The following is a 20,640-nucleotide window of genomic DNA, read 5'->3' on the forward strand; positions in this document are numbered from 1 at the left end:
TGCCCTTATTGCTCCGAGTTGAGCTGGCGTACCGCGTCGATGCGCGCTTTGAGCTGATCGCGGGTCGCCGCGGCGATGGGCGGACCGCCGCACCGGCGGCGCAGCTCGTTGTGGATCCAGCCGTGGGGCTTGCCGGTGCGGTGATGAGCGATCGACACCAGCGCGTTGAGTTCGCGGCGCAACTCACGCAATTGGCCATGCGTGGTCATGGGCGCCGACGGCGCCGTCTGCGCCGCCTGGGCCCGTCGCTGCAACTGCTCATCCTGGCGCCGGTGCAGCAGCGCCCGCATCTGCTCGGCGTCCAACAGCCCCGGGATGCCGAGGTAGTCGGCCTCCTCTTCGCTCCCGGCCGGGGTCGCGGTACCGAACGAGGATCCGTCGAAGATGACCTGGTCGAGTTCGGCGTCGGCGCCTAACGAGGTGAAGCCCTTCTCGGTATCGCTGGGCTCGGTCTGCGTCTTGGTGGCCGGATCGCCGTCGAGGGGATCCTCGAGTGTTTCCCGGTGCGGCTGGCCAAGCACGTGGTTGCGTTGCGCCTCCAGTTCACTGGCCAGTTGCAACAGGTTCGGCACCGACGGCAGGAAGATGCTCGCCGTCTCACCGGGCCGGCGCGACCGCACGAACCGGCCGATGGCCTGAGCGAAGAACAGCGGGGTAGAGGCGCTGGTGGCGTAGATCCCGACCGACAGACGCGGTACGTCGACGCCTTCGGACACCATCCGAACCGCCACCAGCCAGCGGCTGGTGCTCTGCGCGAACTGCGAGATGCGGGCCGAGGATCCGGGGTCATCGGAGAGCACGACCGTCGCCGCCTCACCGGTCAGCCGCTCCAGCAACTTGGCATAAGCGCGGGCCGCGGTCTTGTCCGAGGCGATGATCATGCCGCCGGCGTCAGGGATGTGCTCGCGCAGTTGCCGCAGCCGCAGATCGGCCGCGGTGATGACCGCGGGCATCCACTCACCGGCCGGGTCGAGCGCAGTGCGCCAGGCCCGTGCGGTCTGCTCGGCCGACAGCGGCTCGCCCAGTCGTGCTTCGTGCTCTTCGCCGGCGCTGTCGCGCCAGCGCGCCTGACCGGAGTAGGCCATGAACACCACCGGCCGCACCACGCCGTCGGCCAACGCTTCGGCATAGCCGTAGGTGTGGTCGGCTTGGGAGCGCAAGATGCCGTCGGCGCCGCTCTCGTAGGCGACGAAGGGAATGGGGCTGTCGTCGCTGCGGAACGGCGTCCCGGTCAGGGCGAGCCGGCGGGTGGCGTCGCTGAAGGCTTCGCGGATGGCCTCACCCCAGGTCTTGGCGTCGCCGCCGTGGTGGATCTCGTCGAAGATCACCAGCGTCTTGCGCTGTTCGGTGCGCACCCGGTGCAACGTCGGGTGCGCCGCGACCTGCGCGTAGGTCACCATCACGCCGTGGTACTCCGGCGAGGTCTGCGGATTGGAATTGGTGAAGCGGGGATCCAGCGACAGACCGTGCCGTCCTGCGGCTTGGGCCCACTGCACTTTGAGGTGCTCGGTGGGTACGACGACGGTGATCTGCTCGACGGCCCGATGGGCGAGCAGTTCGGCCGCCACCCGCAGCGCGAACTGCGTCTTGCCGGACCCGGGAGTGGCCACGGCCAGGAAATCTCGCGGCTCGGTGCCCAGGTACTTGACCAGCGCCCGGCGCTGCCAGCCACGCAACGGGCGAGTCGCTTCGACGACACCGGCGGCGGCGCTGACCGGCTGCGTCGACAACAAATTCCCCCCGTAGCTGCTGGTGACGCGCCTGCCGTGCGCGGCTGTAAAAACCTAGCATGGCAACGCTTTTCGGCGCAGTTACGACATGAGCGGGTCGCGCTGCTGCAGCCAGGCGTGGATCCGTTGGGCCACGTCCACCCAGCCCGGCTCCATCATCATGTTGTGGCCCATGTTGGGGAAGAATTGCGCCTGCGTCCCGTAAGCGCGCGCGGTGGCGCGGACCTCGGCGCGGCTGACCAAGCCGTCCTCCGTGGCACCCAGGACCAGTATCGGAGTGCTGACCCGCTTGGTCCGGACGCGGCGGAACATCGCGTCGATCATGGCGGCGCGAAGGCCCTCGGGCTGAACGCGCGCCGCGCACGACGCGACGATGTGCTCCGGGGTGTGCGCGCAGAACAGGTTCCGCCGGGCCAAGGGTGCAGTGTTGATGAATCCGGCCAAGTTGCCCGTCGCGTACGACCGAACGGTGATCCACGGTTGGCGCCGCCACACCCGCGTTGCCAGCCCGAGGACACCCTGGGGCGGCACCGACGCCAGCAGCACCGCCGCCGGGACGCGATGGGTCTCCAGGAAGCGCTGCACGATGAAGCCGCCCAGGGAGTGGGCGATCAGTACTGGCGGGCGGCCGAGCCTGTCCGCGGTCTCGGCGATGTCGTCGAGGTAGTCGACGATCGAACACCGGTGAAGTGATTTGCTGGTCGGGCTGGCGCCGTGACCGCGCAGGCTCATCGCGACGGCGCGATAACCGGCGTCGGCGAAGAAGTCCAGGAAGTGCTCCCAACACCAGGCGCCATGCCAGCCGCCGTGCACGAACAGCAGCGGGGTGGGATGCGCGGGCGAGGCCGAACCTTTATCGATCACCTCGAGCATGTGCTGACTGTGGTTTGCTGCGGGCGCGGCGTCAAGCCCTCTCTGGGCCGTCGAGCGTGCGGCCAGCCGCACGTTCGGTACCGAGTGTGCGGCTAGCCGCACACTCGCGCCGAGCTCGACGCGCTTCGCCCGGGTAGGCCGCGCTCGCGATCACCACTAGGCTGGTCGGGTGTTTGAATCGCTGTCCGACCGGTTGACCGGTGCCCTTCAAGGGCTGCGCGGCAAGGGCCGACTGACCGACGCCGATATCGACGCCACTACCCGCGAGATTCGGCTGGCGCTACTGGAAGCCGACGTGTCGTTGCCGGTGGTTCGCGCGTTCGTGCACCGGATCAAGGAACGGGCCCGCGGCGCCGAGGTGTCCGGTGCCCTCAACCCGGCGCAACAAGTCGTCAAGATCGTCAACGAAGAGCTCATCGGCATCCTCGGCGGTCAGACCCGCGAGTTGGTGTTCGCCAAGACGCCGCCGACGGTGATCATGCTGGCCGGTCTGCAGGGTTCCGGTAAGACGACGCTGGCCGGCAAGCTCGCCGCACGACTGCGCAGCCAAGGGCACACGCCGCTGCTGGTGGCTTGTGACCTGCAGCGGCCTGCCGCGGTGAACCAGTTGCAGGTCGTTGGGCAGCGGGCCGGTGTGCCGGTGTTCGCGCCGCACCCCGGGGCTTCTCCGGAATCCGGCCCCGGTGACCCGGTCGCCGTCGCGGCGGCCGGTCTGGAAGAGGCCCGGTCGAAGCACTTCGACGTCGTCATCGTCGACACCGCGGGTCGGTTGGGTATCGACTCGGAGCTGATGGCGCAGGCCGCTGCCATCCGCGACGCCGTCGACCCCGACGAAGTCCTGTTCGTCCTTGACGCGATGATCGGCCAGGACGCCGTGGCCACCGCGCAGGCGTTCGGCGAGGGCGTCGGCTTCACCGGTGTGGTTCTGACCAAGCTTGACGGTGACGCCCGCGGCGGCGCGGCGCTGTCCGTGCGAGAAGTGACCGGCGTTCCCATCCTCTTCGCCTCCACCGGGGAAAAGCTCGAAGACTTCGACGTCTTCCACCCCGACCGCATGGCCAGCCGCATCCTGGGCATGGGCGACGTGCTGAGCCTGATCGAGCAGGCCGAGCAGGTCTTCGACGCCCAACAAGCGGAAGAGGCCGCCGCCAAGATCGGCGCCGGCGAGCTGACGCTCGAGGACTTCCTCGAGCAGATGCTGGCCGTACGCAAGATGGGCCCGATCGGCAACCTGCTGGGCATGCTGCCCGGCGCCGGCCAGATGAAAGACGCGCTGGCCGAAATCGACGACAAACAGCTCGACCGGGTGCAGGCGATCATCCGCGGCATGACCCCGCAAGAACGGGCCGACCCCAAGATCATCAACGCCTCGCGACGGTTGCGTATCGCCAACGGCTCGGGGGTGACGGTGTCGGAGGTCAACCAGCTCGTCGACCGCTTCTTCGAAGCACGCAAGATGATGTCGTCGATGCTCGGCGGCATGGGCATTCCCGGCATGGGCCGTAAGTCCGCGACGCGGAAAAGCAAGGCCGCCAAGGGCAAGGCGGGCAAGAAGGGCAAGAAGGGCGGCGCCCGCGGGCCGACACCGCCGAAGGTCAAGAGTCCCTTCGGCGCCGGAATGCCGGGCATGGGCATGCCGGGGATGCCGGCAGGCTTCCCCGACTTGTCGCAGATGCCCGAAGGCCTCAATGAGCTGCCGCCCGGCTTGGCCGACTTCGACCTGTCCAAGCTGAAGTTCCCGGGCAACCCCGGCCGGAAGTAGCCGCGCGTGCCCCTGCACGTGCGCGGTGTCGGCCTGCCCGAGGAGCAGACCATCGACCTGTGGGTCGCCGACGGCCACCTGAGCACCGAGCCGGTTGACGACGCCGAGACCATCTTCGGGGCATCGGGTGACGGATGGATCCTGCCCGGGCTGGTCGATCTGCACTGCCACATCGGGCTGGGCGCTCAGGGCGGCGTCGAAATGGACGAGGCGATCGCGCAGGCCGAGACCGAACGCGACGTCGGCGTCCTGCTGGTGCGCGACTGCGGCGTACCCATCGACACCCGCAGCCTCGACGACCGCACCGACCTGCCCCGCATCATCCGGGCCGGCCGGCACCTGGCCCGGCCCAAGCGCTACATCCCCGGCTTTGCCATCGAACTCGAGGACCAAGCGCAGTTGCCCGACGCTGTGGTCGAGCAGGCCCGGCTCGGCGACGGCTGGATCAAGCTGATCGGTGACTGGATCGACCGCCAACTGGGCGATCTGGCCCCGCTGTGGTCCGACGACGTGCTCGTGGCCGCGATCGACGCCGCCCATGCCCACGGCGCACGCGTCACCGCACACGTCTTCGGCGAGGACGCGCTGCCCGGCCTGATCAACGCCGGGATCGACTGCATCGAACACGGCACCGGCCTCACCGACGACACCATCGCCCTGATGCTCGAGCACGGCACCGCGTTGGTGCCCACCATGATCAACCTGGAAAACTTCCCCGGCATCGCCGACTCCGCGGGGCGCTATCCCACCTACGCCGCGCACATGCGCGATCTGTACGCCCGCAGCAACCAGCGACTGAGCGCGGCGTGGGCGGCGGGCGTGCCGGTGTATGCGGGCAGCGACGCCGGCGGCATGATCAGACACGGCCGCATCGCCGAGGAGGTAGCAGCCCTCACCACCATCGGCATGAGCCCGACCGAGGCGCTCGGCGCCGCCTGCTGGGACGCCCGCCGCTGGCTGGGCCGGCCCGGCCTCGACCACGGGGCGCCGGCGGACCTGTTGTGCTACTCGCAAGATCCACGGCTGGGCCCCGACGTGCTCACTCGACCCGATCTGATCGTGCTGGGCGGCAGGGTGTTTCAGCCGCACAGCTGAGGCCACCCCGCACCACTGACCTTGACGTCCGCGGCTCATTCTTCTCATCGCAGCGGTGGTTCGCCAACCTTATTCACCGGACTGTCTGCCGTCCTCCGGAAATCGGCATCTTTGGGATCGGTAGCCAGTACTCGCGCCAAGAATTATGCGAGTTACGGCGTTGACTACTCGCCCGAAGACAGCGAAAGGACACTACCGTGGGTATAACCCCGATACTCATGAAAGCCATTGCTGCAGCGGTGTTGTCGGGCGGCGTAGCAGTGGCCGGAGTAGGACTAGCCGCAGGTGACGCACAAGCCCAGCCCGACTCCGTGCTGCCGATGCATGGGTCCTCGCCGGAGAGCGGGCCAGTACCTCCTGGCGCAACCGGACCGTATACCTGTTGTCCTGGGGATCAACAATCCGGACTTCATCCCGATACCGGTCGGGGATGTCCGGGCACGAAAGTTGACTGGGACATGAGTAGTTGCCACACCTGGTACGGCGTCCTGTGGGGGCATGGAAACGTTGCCCCCAGTATCTGGGAGGGTGTTGATCCACCGCCGCCCGAGGCGACCCAGAAGCCCTGGTGCGGCTTTCCCTTCATGTGTTCGGGGTGATCGTCTCCACCTGTCAGACGCGCACACGACCTGATCGAGAGGGATGTCACCGCCGCGCTTGCCAGCCCTGAAACCCCTTGATCAAAAGATTGCGAGTGATCACTATCTATGATAGCGTCGGTGCACCGCGACAAACCCGGAGGCAACCGTGACTTACGACGTGATCATCCGCGACGGACTGTGGTTCGACGGCACCGGCGCTGCGCCGCAGACCCGCACGTTGGGCATCCGCGACGGTGTAGTGGCCACCGTGTCGTCGGTGTCGCTGGACGAGACGGACTGTCCCGAGGTGATCGACGCGGCGGGCAAGTGGGTGGTTCCCGGCTTCATCGACGTGCACACCCACTACGACGCCGAGATCCTGCTCGACCCGGGCCTGCGCGAGTCGGTGCGGCACGGGGTCACCACGGTCCTGCTGGGCAACTGCTCGCTGTCGACGGTGTACGCCAGCTCCGAAGACGCCGCCGACTTGTTCAGCCGGGTCGAGGCGGTGCCGCGCAAGTTCGTCTTGGATGCGCTGGAAACCAACAAGACCTGGTCGACGGCCGCGGAGTACATCGCCGCCATCGATGCGTTGCCGCTGGGGCCGAATGTTGGCTCGCTGCTTGGGCATTCGGACCTGCGCACGGCCGTGTTGGGGCTGGCACGCGCCACCGACGAGACGGTCCGGCCCACCGAGGCCGAACTGGAGAAGATGGCCAAGCTGCTCGACGAGGCGCTCGACGCCGGGGTGCTGGGCATGTCAGGAATGGATGCAGCGATCGACAAGCTCGACGGTGACCGGTTCCGCTCGCGGGCGCTGCCGTCGACGTTCGCGACATGGCGGGAGCGGCGCAGGCTGATCTCCGTGTTGCGCCGGCGCGGCCGAATTTTACAGAGCGCCCCCAACGTCGCCAGCCCGGTGTCCCCGTTCATGTTTTTCCTGACCAGCAGCCGAATCCTCAACCGCCGCAAGGGCGTGCGGATGAGCATGCTGGTGTCCGCCGACGCCAAGTCGATGCCGATGGCGGTGCACATCTTCGGCCGCGGCGCCCGGCTGCTCAACAAGATCCTGGGCGCCAGCGTGCGTTTCCAGCACCTGCCCGTCCCGTTCGAGTTGTACTCCGACGGCATCGACCTGCCGGTCTTCGAAGAGTTCGGCGCGGGCACCGCCGCCCTGCATCTGCGCGATCAGCTGCAGCGCAACGAGTTGCTGGCAGACAAGGAATATCGCCGACGGTTCCGGCGCGAGTTCGACCGCAAGAAACTCGGCCCGTCGTTGTGGCACCGCGACTTCCACGACGCCGTCATCGTCGAATGCCCCGACAAGTCGTTGGTCGGCAAGAGCTTCGGGGTCATCGCCGACGAACGCGGGCACCACCCGCTCGACACGTTCCTCGACATCCTGGTGGAAAACGGTGAGCGCAACGTGCGCTGGACCACCACCGTCGCCAACCACCGGCCCAAGCTGCTCGACAAGCTCGCCGCCGACCCGAACATCCACATGGGCTTCTCCGATGCCGGAGCACACCTGCGCAACATGGCTTTCTACAACTTCGGTCTGCGACTGCTCAAGCGCGCACGGGAGGCCAGCCTTGCCGGCACGCCGTTTCTCACGCTGCAGCGCGCCGTCTACCGGCTGACCGGTGAACTCGCCGAGTGGTTCGGCATCAACGCCGGCACCTTGCGGGAGGGCGACCGCGCCGACTTCGTGGTGATCGACCCGGCCCACCTGGACGACTCGGTGGACGCCTACAACGAAGAGGCCGTGCCGTTCTACGGCGGCCTGCGGCGCATGGTCAACCGCAACGACGCCACCGTCGTCGCCACCGGAGTCAACGGCACCGTGGTGTTCGGCAACGGTGAGTTCCGCGAGGGCTACGGGAAAACCGTCAAGTCCGGCCGGTACCTGCGAGCGGGGGAGCGGCACGCGGGTACCGAGCGGCCCGCTCTGCACGCGACCGCCTGACATGGCCCGAACTCAGCAGCAGCGCCGCGAGGAAACCGTCGGGCGGCTGATCCAAGCCTGCATCGACACCATCATGGAGGTCGGGTACGCGCGGGCATCGGCTGCGGTCATCACCAAACGCGCCGGGGTGTCGGTGGGTGCGTTGTTCCGGCACTTCGAGACCATGGGCGACTTCATGGCGGCGACCGCCTCGGAGGTGTTGCGCCGTCAGCTCGAGACGTTCACCAAGCAGGTCGCCGAAATTCCGGCGGACCGGCCGGCGCTGCAAGCCGGGCTGACGATACTGCGGGACATCACCACCGGACCCATCAACGCCGTCCTCTACGAACTGATGATCGCCGCCCGCACCGACGAAAAGCTCAAGCTCACCATGCAACACGAGCTTGGGCAGTACTCGGCGAAGATCTACGACGCCGCGCGGGCGTTGCCCGGGGCCGACAGCTTTCCGCAGGAGACGTTGCCGGTCATCGTGGCGCTGCTGACCAACCTGTTCGACGGTGCCGCCGTGGTGGAAGGCGTTCTGCCGCAACCGAAAATCGAGCAGCAGCGGATTCCGGTGCTGATGGCGCTGCTCACCGCGGCGCTGCCGGACCTGCGGTCGCCTTGATGGTGTCGACCCGCTGCGCCCGGCCGTTCCGCCGTGCTTGCGATCGACACTAAAGCGAGCCGATGCTCGACTGCGGGCTCAGCGCGAACCCCCAGTCGAACAGGCTGGCCGCCTGATCCCAGTAGGTCGGTCCGCCGGCATGTACCAAGCCGTACATCATCGCGATGACCAACCGGCGGCCCCCGCGGGCGGCAGCGCCCACGAACGTCTTGCGGGCCGCGTCGGTGAAGCCGGTCTTCCCGCCGATGGCACCGGGATAGCGCTGCAGCAGTTCGTCCTGGTTGACGATCGGCTGCTCGCCGTTGTCCCCGGGGAACATCGCCGTCGGCTCAGCGGTGACGCGGGCGAAGACGGGGTTGGCCATGGCCGCGCGGAAGATGACCGCGAGGTCGTGCGCCGACGAGGCCCCCGATCCGCCGGGCCCGTCCAGACCCGAGGGAGTGGCCGCGCGGGTGTTCGACGCGCCCAGTGACGCCGCCTTGGCATTCATCTTGGCCACGGCGACGTCCTGCCCGCCCAGCATGTGCGCCAGCGTGTTGGCGGCATCGTTGCCGGAAACCAACAGGAGTCCGTCCAGCAGTTGGCGCGCGGTGTAGGTACGGCCCGGCTTGACGCCGACACAGTTGCATTCGACCTGCGTGTCGGCGACATCGGCTAGCACCGTCGAATCCAAGTTGAGTTCGTCGAGCACGACCAGCGCCAACAACACCTTGATGGTGCTGGCCGGGGGGTGCACGACGTTCTGGTCGCGCCCGGCCAGCACCTGACCGCTGTCGAGGTCGGCCACGATCCAGGTCTGTGCCGGCCCGTCCGGGATCGGCACCGAGCCGACGGGCTGCACATCGGTGTCCGCTGACGCGGTGGCCGCGCCGAAGGTGGCGACCGCGAACAACACGGCGGCCGCGGCCAGGAGCTTTCGCATGGGCGCACAGTTTATCTACCTGACGCCGTGCGCACGATGCTTCAATCGATACATGTTAAGCCTGGCCGAGATTTCGGACCGCCTGGAGATCCAGCAGCTTCTGGTCGACTACTCCACCGCCATCGATCAGCGACGCTTCGACGATCTGGACAACGTCTTCACTCCGGACGCCTACATCGATTACCGCGAACTGGGCGGCATCGACGGGCGTTACCCCGAAGTCAAGAAGTGGCTGTCGGAAGTGTTGCCCAACTTCCCGGTCTACGCGCACATGCTGGGCAACTTCTCGGTCCGCATCGACGGAGACACCGCCTCGTCCCGGGTCATCTGCTTCAACCCGATGGTGTTGCCCGGGGACAAGGACCAGGTCCTGTTCTGCGGGCTGTGGTACGACGACGAGTTCCTCCGCACGGCCGAGGGATGGCGGATGACGCGACGGGTGGAGACCAAGACCTTCCAGAAGGTCATCTGAAGATTGAGCCGGCTCAGCCATTTCGTTACGGGAGGCACCATGAGGCGCAGCATCGTCGGGGGACTCGCCGCTGCCGTCACGGCGGGGGTTTGATTTCTCATGCCGGAGAAGCGCTGCGATGAAGTGGGCTTGGACCAGCCTTCGGGTGACCCGAACTTCGCCGACCCGCGGCGCACATCGACGGTTGAACGGGGGACACGAGCATGAAGCGATCCTTATTGGCAGGGCTGGCGGCGGGACTGGTGGGGGCAGCTTCGATCGTCTCGGCGCCACCCGCCGGCGCCGGCTGCCTGTACGGCGGGTTGTCCTTGAGTAGGTGTGACGGACCGATTGATCCGGACGGCAAATGGCAACGCTGCGTGGTGTTCTACTCCACCTACGGCGGAGCGGGTTCCCGCGGCGCCACTCGGTGCGACATGATGGGTCCTGACCTGCATCCTTGGGGTGGCGAATTCAGTAACCCACCCACGCACATCGACGACTGAGCGCGAATTTCTGCTTGGGCAGGGCTGTCTGGCACAATGGGCGGCTGTCCGCGGCGCGATCAGGATCGCGTCCCGGTCATCACACTCGAGGCAAAACCGGACCCGGGCATCCCGCCCCGGTTGCTGAATTGCAGCGTGACACCTACAGGAGTTCGACCATGGCTGTGAAAATCAAGCTCACCAGGCTGGGCAAAATCCGCAATCCCCAGTACCGCATCGCCGTCGCCGACGCGCGCACCCGCCGCGACGGCCGTTCCATCGAGGTCATCGGCCGCTACCACCCGAAGGAAGAGCCGAGCCTGATCGAGATCGACTCCGAGCGCGCCCAGTACTGGCTTTCCGTGGGTGCCCAGCCCACCGAACCCGTCCTCAAGCTGCTGAAGATCACCGGCGACTGGCAGAAATTCAAAGGCCTGCCCGGCGCCGAAGGCGAATTGAAGGTCAAGCCGCCCAAGCCCAGCAAGCTCGAGCTGTTCAACGCCGCGCTGGCCGAGGCCGAGGGCGGTCCCACCACCGAGGCCACCAAGCCGAAGAAAAAGGCCGCGCCGAAGAAGGCCGCCAAGGCCGACGCGGGTACCGAGACCGCCGAGGGCTCGGCCGAAACCCCGGCTGAGGGTGGCGAGCAGCCCGAGCCGGCCACGGAAAGCTGACAGACTCCATGAGCACCGTTGTGGTGGACGCCGTCGAGCATCTGGTCCGCGGAATCGTCGACAATCCCGACGACGTCCGCGTCGATATGGTGACCAGCCGGCGCGGGCGCACCGTTGAAGTTCATGTCCATCCCGATGACCTGGGCAAGGTGATCGGCCGCGGAGGACGCACGGCGACCGCGTTGCGCACGCTGGTCGCCGGGATCGGTGGCCGCGGCATCCGCGTCGACGTGGTGGACACCGACCAGTAACGGTCATGCTCGTGGCGTATCCATGGAGCTGATCGTCGGGCGCGTGGTCAAGGCGCACGGGGTGACCGGCGAGATCGTGGTCGAGGTTCGCACCGACGACCCGGAGATCCGGTTCGCACCGGGAAACACCCTGCACGCCAAGCCATCTCGTGGTGACGGTCCCGAGCGCGACTATGTCGTCGACAGTGTGCGCGCGCACGGCGGGCGGTTGTTGATGCGTCTGGACGGTGTCGACGACCGCAACGGCGCCGACGCGCTGCGCGGCATGTTGTTCGTCATCGACTCCGAGGACCTGCCGCCGATCGACGAGCCGGACACCTTCTACGACCATCAGCTCGAAGGGCTGCGGGTTTTCACCATCGCAGGCCAGGAGGTCGGTGTGGTGGCCGAGGTGTTGCACACCGCCGCAGGCGAACTGTTGGCAGTCAAGAGTGACGCCGGTGAAGTGCTGGTGCCGTTCGTCAGCGCGATCGTCACCTCGGTGTCGCTGGAGGCGGGCACCCTGGAGATCGACCCGCCTGAAGGTCTGCTGGATATGGGCTGAAGACGTGCGCATCGACGTAGTCACCATTTTTCCGGCCTTCCTCGACCCGTTGCGAGAATCGTTGCCCGGCAAGGCCATAGCGTCGGGTCTGGTCGACCTGCAGGTGCATGACCTGCGACGCTGGACCCACGACGTGCATCATTCGGTGGACGACGCGCCCTATGGCGGTGGTCCCGGGATGGTGATGAAGGCCCCGGTGTGGGGCGCGGCGTTGGACGAGATCTGTTCGCCGGAAACGCTTCTGGTGGTTCCGACGCCGGCCGGGAGGTTGTTCACCCAGGACACCGCCCAGCGCTGGAGCGCGCACGCGCATCTGGTGTTCGCGTGTGGCCGTTACGAAGGCATCGACCAGCGGGTGATCGACGATGCCGCCCGGCGGATGCCCGTGGCAGAGGTCTCGATCGGTGACTACGTGTTGCCCGGCGGGGAATCGGCGGCCGTGGTGATGATCGAAGCGGTGCTCCGGCTGGTTCCGGGTGTCCTGGGCAATCCCGCGTCCCATCAACAGGATTCGTTCTCCCCGGGCCAAGAGCGGCTGTTGGAGGGCCCCAGCTACACCCGGCCGCCGAGCTGGCGCGGTCTGGATGTTCCCGATGTGCTGCTCTCCGGTGACCACGCCCGGATCGCGGCGTGGCGGCGGGAGGTGTCGCTGCAGCGCACCCGGGAACGCCGCCCGGACCTGCTGGACTGACTTCGCCGCAGGCTCGCGAGCAGACGCAGACTCGCACCCGACGAACCCCGAATAGTGCGATTCTGCGTCTGCTCGCGGAAGAAAAGCGGGAGCAGCAGCGCTCAGATGCGCCCGTTGGGGAATATCGTCTTGACGGCCTGGGTGATGGTTTCCCGGGCGGTGGCGTCGTCGGACGGCTGCAACGACTCGATCACCATGATGTAGCGGCGATCGGCGCCGATCACGCCGGTCGACAGATGCATCCAGTCGGCGCCGATGCAGCACATCCAGCCCTGCTTGACCGCGACGGGTTCGGCGTACAGACCCTCTGGGATGCCGAAGCGCTGCGGGTAGCCGTCGACGCCGTTCGGGGTCGACTGGGCCAAGTCGTTGACGATGACCCTGGCCCGATCCGCCGGCAGTCCGCCGGTGCCGTCGAGCAGCATCTCGTAGTAGCGGATCAAGTCCTGCGCCGAGCTGACCGTGTTCCACCAGCGCCCGTCGCTGGGCGGCAGCGTCGACGACAGGCCGTAGCGGCTGGCGACCTGGGTGATGATGGCGTCTTCGCCATCCAGCGACCAGAATCGTTCCGCCGCGCCGTCATCGGAGGACTGCAACATCAGGTCCAGCGCCTGATGGTCCTCGGCGGACAGCGTGGCCTTGCCTTCGGCCTCGCGCAGCAGCAAGTCGTCGGCGATGAACAGCTTGGCCACCGACGCGGTGCCCACGATCTGCATGTTGCCGTTGGAGACCAGCTGGTGGGTGGCGCGATCGAGAATGGCGATGGAAAGGGTGGCGCCACTGGCGGCGGCCTGATCGGTGGCATGCCGGATACGGGCCTGCGCGCCGCTGAGTCCGCTGATCGGCACCCGCCCCTCGGGCAACGGACCGACGTCGTGCAGCAGCAACTCGACCACCTGCTGCTGAGGCATGGGTGCGGGCTGGTCCTGCACACTGCGGGTAGGCGTGTTGTAGGTCTTCGCTTGCACCTTGGCCTCGCAGCCGGCGACCACCACCAACGTCACCGCCGCCGCGGCGGTGAGCAGTGTCAGCGGCCGTGCTCGCATACCACTTCCTTTGTCATCCGTTGCCATGGTGCAGATGTGTGTGGGCGGCCGCATCGCCATCGTCCCGGGCGTCACGCAAAGGGTTCGATTTGCGCGGTTTGATCCCAGTCATATGTACCATTTGCAGCCGGTTCCGGTTGGGCACGAACCACCCGGATTTCCTGTGATTTTCATGGCATGCACACCGTCTGGCACAATTGACCAGTTGTCTCCGACGTGTCAGCCGGCCGGGCCGCTTCCCGCCTGCTGCGAGATACGCCCATAAAGCCCGAACCCATCGGCTTGGTGAGTGCCTCACGCCCGCGTGTGAGCGTTGACCAAGCCGCGACCACGAGGAAGTGTCTTTCCAATGAACAGGCTGGACTTCGTCGATCAGACGTCGCTGCGCGACGACATCCCGGCCTTCCACCCGGGTGACACCATCAACGTCCACGTCAAGGTGATCGAGGGCGCCAAGGAACGTATCCAGGTGTTCAAGGGCGTGGTGATCCGCCGGCAGGGTGGCGGTATCCGCGAGACGTTCACGGTGCGCAAGGAGAGCTACGGCGTCGGCGTCGAGCGGACCTTCCCGGTGCACTCGCCGAACATCGACCATATCGAGGTGGTGACTCGTGGCGACGTCCGTCGCGCCAAGCTGTACTACCTACGTGAACTACGGGGCAAGAAAGCCAAGATCAAAGAGAAGCGCTGACTTGCAGCGCCTCGGCGGCCGACTCCGGCTCACTACGGTGGTCTCGTGACCGAAACCTCCGGCCCGACACCCGAGCGTCAGCCGAACCCGGCTCAGCCCGCGCCGTCGCCCGGCGACCCGGAGACCGTCGACGCCCCGGCGTCCGACCCGGTGGCTGCCGAGGAGGCCAAACCCAAGAAGTCGACGCTGCGCGAACTGGCCACCCTGGCGGTCATCGCGGTAGTCCTCTACTACGTCATGTTGACGTTCGTGGCCCGGCCGTACCTGATCCCGTCGGAGTCGATGGAACCCACGCTGCACGGGTGCGCCACGTGCGTCGGGGACCGCATCCTCGTCGACAAACTCACCTATCGCTTCACTTCGCCCAAACCCGGTGACGTCGTCGTCTTCAAAGGCCCGCCGTCCTGGAACCTGGGTTACAAGTCGATCCGCTCCTCCAACACGGTGGTGCGCTGGGTGCAGAACGCGCTGTCCTTCGTCGGATTCGTCCCGCCCGACGAGAACGATCTGGTCAAGCGCGTCATCGCGGTGGGCGGGCAAATCGTGCAGTGCCGGTCCGACACCGGGTTGACCGTCAACGGCAAGCCCCTCAAGGAGCCTTACCTGGACCCGGGCACCATGATGGCCGACCCGTCGGTGTATCCGTGCCTGGGCAGCGAGTTCGGGCCGGTCACCGTGCCGCAGGGTCGGCTGTGGGTGATGGGCGACAACCGCACCCACTCGGCGGATTCGCGGGCCCACTGCCCGATGCTGTGCACCGGTGACCCGACGGCGGGCACCGTGCCGGTGTCCAACGTCATCGGCAAGGCCAGATTCATCGTGTGGCCGCCGTCGCGGTGGGGTGGTGTGGGCTCGCTGAACCCTCAACAGGGCCAGTAGCCGGTGGCCACCACCTGGCCGCCCCGGACGGTGATCCGGAAATCGTCTGGCTTGCGCACCCTGGAATCGGCGTTGCACCGCAGCGGTCTGGGCCCGGTGGCCGGGGTCGACGAGGTGGGCCGCGGCGCCTGCGCCGGCCCGCTGGTGGTGGCGGCCTGCGTGCTCGGCCCCAATCGGCTGGAAAGCCTTGCCGCGCTCAATGATTCGAAGAAACTCACCGAGAAGGCGCGGGAGCGGCTGTTTCCGCTGATCTGCCGCTACGCGCTGGCCTATCACGTGGTGTTCATCCCGTCGACCGAGGTGGACCGGCGCGGGGTGCACGTGGCCAACATCGAAGGGATGCGCCGCGCGGTGGCCGGTTTGTCGGTGCGGCCCGGTTACGTGCTCAGCGACGGCTTCCGGGTGCCCGGGCTGGCCGTGCCGTCCCTGCCGGTGATCGGTGGCGACGCGGCGGCCGCATGCATCGCCGCGGCCAGCGTGCTGGCCAAAGTCAGCCGGGACCGGTTGATGGTCGCGATGGACGCCGAACATCCCGGCTATGGCTTCGCCGATCACAAGGGGTACTGCACCCGCGCGCACAGCCGGGCGCTGGCCAAGTTGGGGCCCTGCTCCGAACACCGGTACTCGTTCATCAACGTGCGCCGGGTGGCGACGGGGTCGGAGGTGAAGGTGGTGGCCGAATTCAAAGCGGACCCTCCCGCCGAGGGCGGCGAATACCGGTGAGGAAAGATGGGAACACGAGGTTCCACCCGGCGACCGGGCGGGCCAAGAGCCGGGCAAGCCGGCTTGGGAGAAGGACGTCTGAGCAGATGAGTGGCAGATGAGTGCAGAGGATCTCGAGAAGTATGAAACCGAGATGGAGCTCTCGCTGTACCGCGAATACAAGGACATCGTCGGCCAGTTCAGCTACGTCGTAGAGACCGAGCGGCGCTTCTACCTGGCCAACAGCGTGGAGATGGTGCCGCGCAACGCCGACGGCGAGGTGTATTTCGAGCTGCGGCTGGCCGATGCCTGGGTGTGGGACATGTACCGCCCGGCGCGGTTCGTCAAGCAGGTGCGGGTGGTGACGTTCAAGGACGTCAACATCGAGGAAGTCGAGAAGCCCGAACTGCGGCTCCCCGAATAGCCCGCCGAGCGGTCAGCCGCTCCCGTTCGAGCCGTCGAACGGAGGTTGACCCCGGCGGTCGATCACCCGGCGGGCCACATCGGCCAGCTTGATGTTCAGGCTTTGGGAGTGGCGCCGCAGCAGGTCGAACGCCTGGTCCTCGTTCAGGTCGTGCAGCATCATCAGCATGCCGACCGCTTTCCCGATCTCGCGGTTGCTGAGCAGCCCGCGACGCAGGCTCACCGCGTCCTCACCCTGAGCGATCGCGTTGATGGCCACGCTGGCGAAGGCGGCCAGCACTGCCGCTCGACCCGCGGACTCGGAGTTGAAGACGTTGGGCTTTTCGCTGAAGAGGTTGAGCGCCGCACCTTTGCGTTTGTCGATCAGCAGCCGAAATCCCATAGCGCCGCGCACCGGTGTTTCGGAGGTCAGCAGCGACGCGAACTTGGGCCATTGCGAGCCGGTGGTCAGATCCGAATCGATCTGCGGAGTTTCTTCCTCGATCGCGTCGATGCACGGGCCGTCGCCGGCACGCCGCTCCAGTTCGTCGATCCGGTACGCGAGCCGGTCACTGGCACCCACCGTGACGTAGCGATCGTTGCGGCGCACCATCAAGCTGGCGTGGTCGCAGCCGGGAACGATCAACGTGGCAGCCACACAGATAGCGGCGTACATCTGCGCCGCGTCGGTGCCTTGATAGATGATCTCGGCGAGGGCAGCGAATACGGTCGCCGGATCCGCCGTCGCCCCGCCGGGTGTAGACCCTTCGGCGCTGGTGTCCAGCTGGTCCGCCACGTCTGCCCTCCCCTCTGCGTCCTGGGGGCCCGTTGGCCCCGTTGTGCACCGGAAGCCGATCGGCCCCGATGGGTTCCCGTAGATTAGCGGTCCCTAGCACCACGTCACACTCCGACGGCGCGCTCGAGATCCTTCAAAGACGTCTCCAGATGGCCGAGCATGCGCTGCAAGTGCGGCACGCTGCCCCGGGCGCCGACGAGGCCGAAGTCGATGTTCTCCGCGTTGTTGGTGACGGTGATGTTCATCGCCTGACCGTCCAACGCAATCGACAACGGATAGTTGCCGACCATTCGTGCGCCCCGCCAGTACAGCGGGTCCTTGGTGCCTGGGACATTGGAGATCACGATATTGAACGGGGGTGGCGCCGTGCGGATAAATCCCGGAATCAGCCCGAAGAACAAGCCCCCGGCCATGAAAGCGGACAGTGCCAGCTGCTGAGTGCGCGGCAGGCCCATGAACACCTTCTTGCTGTCGGCCATCGAGGAGTGAATCCCCTGCAGGCGTCGACCGGCGTCCTCGATGTCGGTGTTGAGGTTGCACAACACGGTGCCCACCTTGTTGCCGCCGCCCTCGCCGTCGTTCTCGTCGCGCAGGCTCACCGGGACCATGGCGATCAGCGGGTCGTCGGGCAACGCGCTCTGTTCCACCAGATAAGCGCGCAACGCCCCGGCAGACATCGCCAGCACGATGTCGTTGAAGGTGACCCCCGCCGCTTTCTTCACCGCATTGATGCGCTCGAGGGACCAGGACTGCGCGGCAATGCGCCGCGCCCCGCCGATGCGGACGTTGAACATCGTCTTGGGCGCGCGGAACGGGAAGGTGAGCTGTTGTTCGATCAGCGCGGCCCGCGCCAGCGACAACGTCGAAGGGGCAAGCGCGGCAGCCGATCCCACGGCACCGGAAATCATGTCCAGCGGGGAGGACTTCTGGCCGTTGTCGGGGCGTTGGCGCGGCTTGAGCTCCCACGGCACCCGGACTTCGTCGTCGGTGGGATCACTGGTGAAGGCACGCTGCATCAACTTGAGTGCGGACACTCCGTCCATCAGCGAATGGTGGAACTTGGTGAACACCGCGTACCGCCCGTCGTTGAGCCCTTCCACCAGGTGAGCTTCCCACAGCGGGCGGTGCCGGTCGAGCAGGCTGCCATGCAGTCGCGAAGCCAGTTCGAGCAGTTCTCGCACCCGGCCCGGACGGGGGAGGGCGGACCGCCGGAAGTGGTAGTCGAGTTCGACCTCTTTCTCAAACGACCACGCCAGATTGGTGACCGGGCCGAAGAACGCCGGATGCTTGCGGAAGGTTGGCTGGACATCGGTGCACTTGAGCATCGATTCGTAGGCCTCGGTCACAAACTCCGGACCGACGTCCTCAGGCGGTTGGAAAAGCTGCAGGCTGCCGACATGCATCGGGTGCTCGCGGGACTCGCCGACGAGAAACATTGAATCGGCTGGCTCTATCAGCTTCATGGATTTCTCTCCTGGTAGGTCTTTTCCCAACGGGATAACCATGACCAGCGGCTCGCACACATTCGGTTCAAATTTGGGGAGGTCTGCGAGGGTTTGGGTACCGGTGCGGCGGGGAAGCTCCGACAGGTGGGATTAACTGTTGCGGTTACCGGGCCGACCGGGGAAATTGGCATCTCGGCGGTCACCGCCTTGGAGCGCGAACCCGCCGTCGAGAAAATCATCGGCATGGCGCGCCGGCCGTTCGACCCGAGGCTGCGCGGCTGGGTCAAGACCGAGTACCAGCAAGGCGACATTCTCGACCGCGACGCGGTCGACGCGCTGGTCGAACAGGCCGATGTCGTGGTCCATCTGGCGTTCATCATCATGGGCTCCCGCGAGGAGAGCGCCCGCATCAACTTGCAAGGCACCCGCAACGTGTTCGAAGCGACGGTGGCCGCGCAGCGGCCGCGCCGGCTGGTCTACACCTCGTCGGTGGCGGCGTATGGGTACCACTCGGACAACCCCGTGCCGATAACCGAGGACGTGCCGACGCGAGGCTCGGCCGAGCACTACTACTCGGCGCAGAAGGCCGAGTGCGAAGAGTTGCTGGCCGAGGTCACCAAGGGCTCGTCGCTGGAGGTGTTCGTGCTGCGACCCTGCATCGTCGCCGGGCCCGACGCGCACGCACTGGCCGACGCCATGCCGTGGAACCAGCTTCCGGCTCCGGTCCGTGGGGTGGTGTGCGCGGTCCCGGTGCTCAAACCGATGATCCCCGATCCGGGTGTGCCGCTGCAGCTTGTTCACCACGACGACGTCGCCGAAGCGATCGCGCTGGCGGCCACGGCTCCCGCGCCGCCGGGGGCCTACAACATCGCCGGCAAGGGCGTGGTCACGATCAGCGACGTCGCCAAAGCCCTCGGCGGCCGACCGGTGCGGGTTCCCGCGGCTGCCGCGTCGGCGGCCTCTGCCGCCATCTCCCGGATCCCGTTCATTCCGTCCCTGCTGGAATGGCTGCACACGGCGCGCACCTCGGTGGTGATGGACACGTCCAAGGCAGAACGCGAACTGGGCTGGCATCCCACGCACACCTCGGCCGAGACCTTGGCGCAGTTGGCCGCGGCCGTTCGCTGAGCGTCGTCGAACGTTCGACCGGTACGTTGAGGCAGTGAGCCACGTAACGGCGCACCGGCGGGTCAAGCATCTCACTGGTGACAAGTCGATCACTCGACCCGAAACACTGGCGGTCGAGGAGCCGCTGGAGATCCGCGTCAACGGGACGCCGGTGACGGTGACCATGCGCACCCCCGGCGCCGATATCGAACTGGCGCAAGGTTTTCTGCTGACCGAGGGCGTCATCGCCGACCGTGAAGACGTGCGGACCGTCCGCTACTGCGGAGGCCGCGGCGACGACGGCCGCAACACCTACAACGTTCTGGACGTGACGTTGGCGCCAGGCATCGAACCCCCCGGCCTGGACGTCACGCGCAACTTCTACACGACATCGTCCTGCGGGGTCTGCGGCAAGGCGTCGCTGGACGCTGTCCGGCTGATCAGCCGCTATGCGCCCGGCGACGATCCCGCCACCGTCACCGCCGCCACCGTTCAGGCCATGCCGGATCAACTGCGCAGTGCCCAAAAGGTTTTCGCCAGCACCGGCGGATTACATGCGGCAGCGCTGTTTTCGGTGGACGGCACCATGCTCGTGGTGCGTGAGGACATCGGCCGGCACAATGCGGTCGACAAGGTCATCGGCTGGGCGCTGGAACACAGCCGGATACCGCTGGGCACCACGGTCCTGCTGGTCAGCGGTCGGGCGTCGTTCGAGTTGACGCAGAAAGCCGTGATGGCCGGAATCCCAGTGCTGGCGGCGGTTTCCGCGCCGTCGTCACTGGCCGTCTCGTTGGCCGAGGAGTCGGGCGTCACGTTGGTCGCGTTTCTGCGCGACGACTCGATGAACGTCTACACCCGGCCGGACCGCGTCACGTAATCGCTGTGGACGAATCCGCAACTGGGGATAACCCATAGTTTTCCTGGGGGTGCATGCTCTTCGGTG

At 66.8% G+C, this 20,640-nt stretch carries 21 protein-coding genes and 1 pseudogene; 16 read left to right on the plus strand and 6 right to left on the minus strand.

Going from position 1 to position 20,640, the window contains the following annotated elements; genetic code table 11:
• Positions 1 to 5 precede the first annotated feature (5 nt).
• Both I2456_RS09010 and I2456_RS09015 read right to left on the minus strand, forming a co-directional pair.
• Positions 6 to 1,730: a DEAD/DEAH box helicase gene (locus I2456_RS09010; RefSeq protein WP_371869917.1), complete on the minus strand. Its 1,725-nt coding sequence runs from the start codon at positions 1,728 to 1,730 to the stop codon at positions 6 to 8.
• An 81-nt stretch (positions 1,731 to 1,811) separates the two neighbouring features.
• A complete protein-coding gene (locus I2456_RS09015; protein WP_085074452.1) occupies positions 1,812 to 2,603 on the minus strand; it encodes an alpha/beta hydrolase in 792 nt (263 codons plus the stop codon).
• A gap of 169 nt (positions 2,604 to 2,772) precedes the next feature.
• On the opposite strand from I2456_RS09015, the gene ffh reads away from it, so the two are divergent.
• The 4 genes from ffh to I2456_RS09035 all read left to right on the plus strand — a co-directional run bounded on the left by ffh (position 2,773) and on the right by I2456_RS09035 (position 8,614).
• Entirely contained in the window at positions 2,773 to 4,365 is a 1,593-nt protein-coding gene (ffh, locus tag I2456_RS09020) for a signal recognition particle protein (RefSeq protein ID WP_068024964.1), read from the plus strand.
• Positions 4,366 to 4,371: 6 nt separating this feature from the next.
• Positions 4,372 to 5,460, plus strand: a complete 1,089-nt coding sequence (locus tag I2456_RS09025) for a metal-dependent hydrolase family protein (protein ID WP_085074453.1) — start codon at positions 4,372 to 4,374, stop codon at positions 5,458 to 5,460.
• 747 nt (positions 5,461 to 6,207) lie between these two features.
• The gene (locus I2456_RS09030; RefSeq protein ID WP_085074454.1) at positions 6,208 to 8,007 is read left to right on the plus strand and encodes an N-acyl-D-amino-acid deacylase family protein; all 1,800 of its coding nucleotides are present in this window, start codon (positions 6,208 to 6,210) and stop codon (positions 8,005 to 8,007) included.
• Between the two features lies 1 nt (position 8,008).
• Entirely contained in the window at positions 8,009 to 8,614 is a 606-nt protein-coding gene (locus I2456_RS09035) for a TetR family transcriptional regulator (RefSeq protein WP_085074455.1), read from the plus strand.
• Between the two features lie 49 nt (positions 8,615 to 8,663).
• Here I2456_RS09035 and I2456_RS09040 read toward each other — a convergent pair whose 3' ends face one another.
• Positions 8,664 to 9,536 (minus strand): D-alanyl-D-alanine carboxypeptidase family protein, encoded by an 873-nt coding sequence (locus I2456_RS09040; protein ID WP_068024977.1) that lies wholly within the window; start codon positions 9,534 to 9,536, stop codon positions 8,664 to 8,666.
• Positions 9,537 to 9,588: 52 nt separating this feature from the next.
• Between I2456_RS09040 and I2456_RS09045 the strand changes: the two genes are divergently transcribed.
• From I2456_RS09045 to trmD, 6 genes are all read left to right on the plus strand, one after another.
• The gene (locus I2456_RS09045; protein WP_068024979.1) at positions 9,589 to 10,008 is read left to right on the plus strand and encodes a nuclear transport factor 2 family protein; all 420 of its coding nucleotides are present in this window, start codon (positions 9,589 to 9,591) and stop codon (positions 10,006 to 10,008) included.
• Positions 10,009 to 10,211: 203 nt separating this feature from the next.
• On the plus strand, positions 10,212 to 10,493 hold the full coding sequence (locus I2456_RS09050; RefSeq protein WP_085074456.1) for a CDGP domain-containing protein: 282 nt from the start codon (positions 10,212 to 10,214) through the stop codon (positions 10,491 to 10,493).
• A 158-nt stretch (positions 10,494 to 10,651) separates the two neighbouring features.
• Positions 10,652 to 11,143 (plus strand): 30S ribosomal protein S16, encoded by a 492-nt coding sequence (rpsP, locus tag I2456_RS09055; protein ID WP_068024985.1) that lies wholly within the window; start codon positions 10,652 to 10,654, stop codon positions 11,141 to 11,143.
• An 8-nt stretch (positions 11,144 to 11,151) separates the two neighbouring features.
• Entirely contained in the window at positions 11,152 to 11,394 is a 243-nt protein-coding gene (locus I2456_RS09060) for an RNA-binding protein (RefSeq protein WP_003878715.1), read from the plus strand.
• Between the two features lie 22 nt (positions 11,395 to 11,416).
• Positions 11,417 to 11,938, plus strand: coding sequence for a ribosome maturation factor RimM (rimM, locus tag I2456_RS09065; RefSeq protein ID WP_085074457.1), 522 nt, complete (start codon positions 11,417 to 11,419; stop codon positions 11,936 to 11,938).
• A 4-nt stretch (positions 11,939 to 11,942) separates the two neighbouring features.
• Positions 11,943 to 12,629 carry a tRNA (guanosine(37)-N1)-methyltransferase TrmD gene (gene trmD / locus I2456_RS09070; RefSeq protein WP_085074458.1) on the plus strand — a complete coding sequence of 229 codons (687 nt, stop codon included), beginning with the start codon at positions 11,943 to 11,945 and terminating at the stop codon, positions 12,627 to 12,629.
• 101 nt (positions 12,630 to 12,730) lie between these two features.
• Here the strand turns inward: trmD and I2456_RS09075 are convergent, their stop codons facing one another.
• A complete protein-coding gene (locus I2456_RS09075; RefSeq protein ID WP_085074516.1) occupies positions 12,731 to 13,675 on the minus strand; it encodes a serine hydrolase in 945 nt (314 codons plus the stop codon).
• A gap of 349 nt (positions 13,676 to 14,024) precedes the next feature.
• Between I2456_RS09075 and rplS the strand changes: the two genes are divergently transcribed.
• The 4 genes and pseudogenes from rplS to I2456_RS09095 all read left to right on the plus strand — a co-directional run bounded on the left by rplS (position 14,025) and on the right by I2456_RS09095 (position 16,371).
• On the plus strand, positions 14,025 to 14,366 hold the full coding sequence (gene rplS / locus I2456_RS09080; protein ID WP_068024994.1) for a 50S ribosomal protein L19: 342 nt from the start codon (positions 14,025 to 14,027) through the stop codon (positions 14,364 to 14,366).
• Between the two features lie 45 nt (positions 14,367 to 14,411).
• Positions 14,412 to 15,245, plus strand: coding sequence for a signal peptidase I (lepB, locus tag I2456_RS09085; RefSeq protein WP_085074459.1), 834 nt, complete (start codon positions 14,412 to 14,414; stop codon positions 15,243 to 15,245).
• A 3-nt stretch (positions 15,246 to 15,248) separates the two neighbouring features.
• Positions 15,249 to 16,069 (plus strand): annotated as a pseudogene (locus I2456_RS09090) (ribonuclease HII).
• Positions 16,066 to 16,371 (plus strand): DUF2469 domain-containing protein, encoded by a 306-nt coding sequence (locus I2456_RS09095; protein WP_012393608.1) that lies wholly within the window; start codon positions 16,066 to 16,068, stop codon positions 16,369 to 16,371. Before I2456_RS09090 ends, I2456_RS09095 begins: the two are co-directional and overlap by 4 nt.
• 12 nt (positions 16,372 to 16,383) lie before the next feature.
• Here I2456_RS09095 and I2456_RS09100 read toward each other — a convergent pair whose 3' ends face one another.
• Both I2456_RS09100 and I2456_RS09105 read right to left on the minus strand, forming a co-directional pair.
• Positions 16,384 to 17,145 (minus strand): GAF and ANTAR domain-containing protein, encoded by a 762-nt coding sequence (locus I2456_RS09100; RefSeq protein WP_068025004.1) that lies wholly within the window; start codon positions 17,143 to 17,145, stop codon positions 16,384 to 16,386.
• Between the two features lie 104 nt (positions 17,146 to 17,249).
• On the minus strand, positions 17,250 to 18,608 hold the full coding sequence (locus I2456_RS09105) for a WS/DGAT/MGAT family O-acyltransferase (protein ID WP_085074460.1): 1,359 nt from the start codon (positions 18,606 to 18,608) through the stop codon (positions 17,250 to 17,252).
• A gap of 126 nt (positions 18,609 to 18,734) precedes the next feature.
• Here I2456_RS09105 and I2456_RS09110 point away from each other — a divergent pair, with 126 nt between their 5' ends.
• Both I2456_RS09110 and fdhD read left to right on the plus strand, forming a co-directional pair.
• A complete protein-coding gene (locus I2456_RS09110) occupies positions 18,735 to 19,718 on the plus strand; it encodes an NAD-dependent epimerase/dehydratase family protein (protein ID WP_068025010.1) in 984 nt (327 codons plus the stop codon).
• Positions 19,719 to 19,752: 34 nt separating this feature from the next.
• Positions 19,753 to 20,574, plus strand: coding sequence for a formate dehydrogenase accessory sulfurtransferase FdhD (gene fdhD / locus I2456_RS09115; protein ID WP_085074461.1), 822 nt, complete (start codon positions 19,753 to 19,755; stop codon positions 20,572 to 20,574).
• Positions 20,575 to 20,640 lie beyond the last annotated feature (66 nt).

Source organism: Mycobacterium kubicae, assembly GCF_015689175.1.
In the GTDB taxonomy this organism is placed as follows: Bacteria; Actinomycetota; Actinomycetes; order Mycobacteriales; family Mycobacteriaceae; genus Mycobacterium; species Mycobacterium kubicae.

Excerpts from the sequence above, each read along its gene's own strand:
- I2456_RS09015 (WP_085074452.1), bottom strand. The coding sequence starts at position 2,603 with ATGCTCGAGGTGATCGATAAAGGTTCGGCCTCGCCCGCGCATCCCACC.
- I2456_RS09035 (WP_085074455.1), top strand. The coding sequence starts at position 8,009 with ATGGCCCGAACTCAGCAGCAGCGCCGCGAGGAAACCGTCGGGCGGCTG.
- I2456_RS09040 (WP_068024977.1), bottom strand. The coding sequence starts at position 9,536 with ATGCGAAAGCTCCTGGCCGCGGCCGCCGTGTTGTTCGCGGTCGCCACC.
- I2456_RS09045 (WP_068024979.1), top strand. The coding sequence starts at position 9,589 with ATGTTAAGCCTGGCCGAGATTTCGGACCGCCTGGAGATCCAGCAGCTT.
- I2456_RS09050 (WP_085074456.1), top strand. The coding sequence starts at position 10,212 with ATGAAGCGATCCTTATTGGCAGGGCTGGCGGCGGGACTGGTGGGGGCA.
- rpsP (WP_068024985.1), top strand. The coding sequence starts at position 10,652 with ATGGCTGTGAAAATCAAGCTCACCAGGCTGGGCAAAATCCGCAATCCC.
- I2456_RS09060 (WP_003878715.1), top strand. The coding sequence starts at position 11,152 with ATGAGCACCGTTGTGGTGGACGCCGTCGAGCATCTGGTCCGCGGAATC.
- rimM (WP_085074457.1), top strand. The coding sequence starts at position 11,417 with ATGGAGCTGATCGTCGGGCGCGTGGTCAAGGCGCACGGGGTGACCGGC.
- I2456_RS09075 (WP_085074516.1), bottom strand. The coding sequence starts at position 13,675 with ATGCGAGCACGGCCGCTGACACTGCTCACCGCCGCGGCGGCGGTGACG.
- rplS (WP_068024994.1), top strand. The coding sequence starts at position 14,025 with ATGAACAGGCTGGACTTCGTCGATCAGACGTCGCTGCGCGACGACATC.
- I2456_RS09095 (WP_012393608.1), top strand. The coding sequence starts at position 16,066 with ATGAGTGCAGAGGATCTCGAGAAGTATGAAACCGAGATGGAGCTCTCG.
- I2456_RS09105 (WP_085074460.1), bottom strand. The coding sequence starts at position 18,608 with ATGAAGCTGATAGAGCCAGCCGATTCAATGTTTCTCGTCGGCGAGTCC.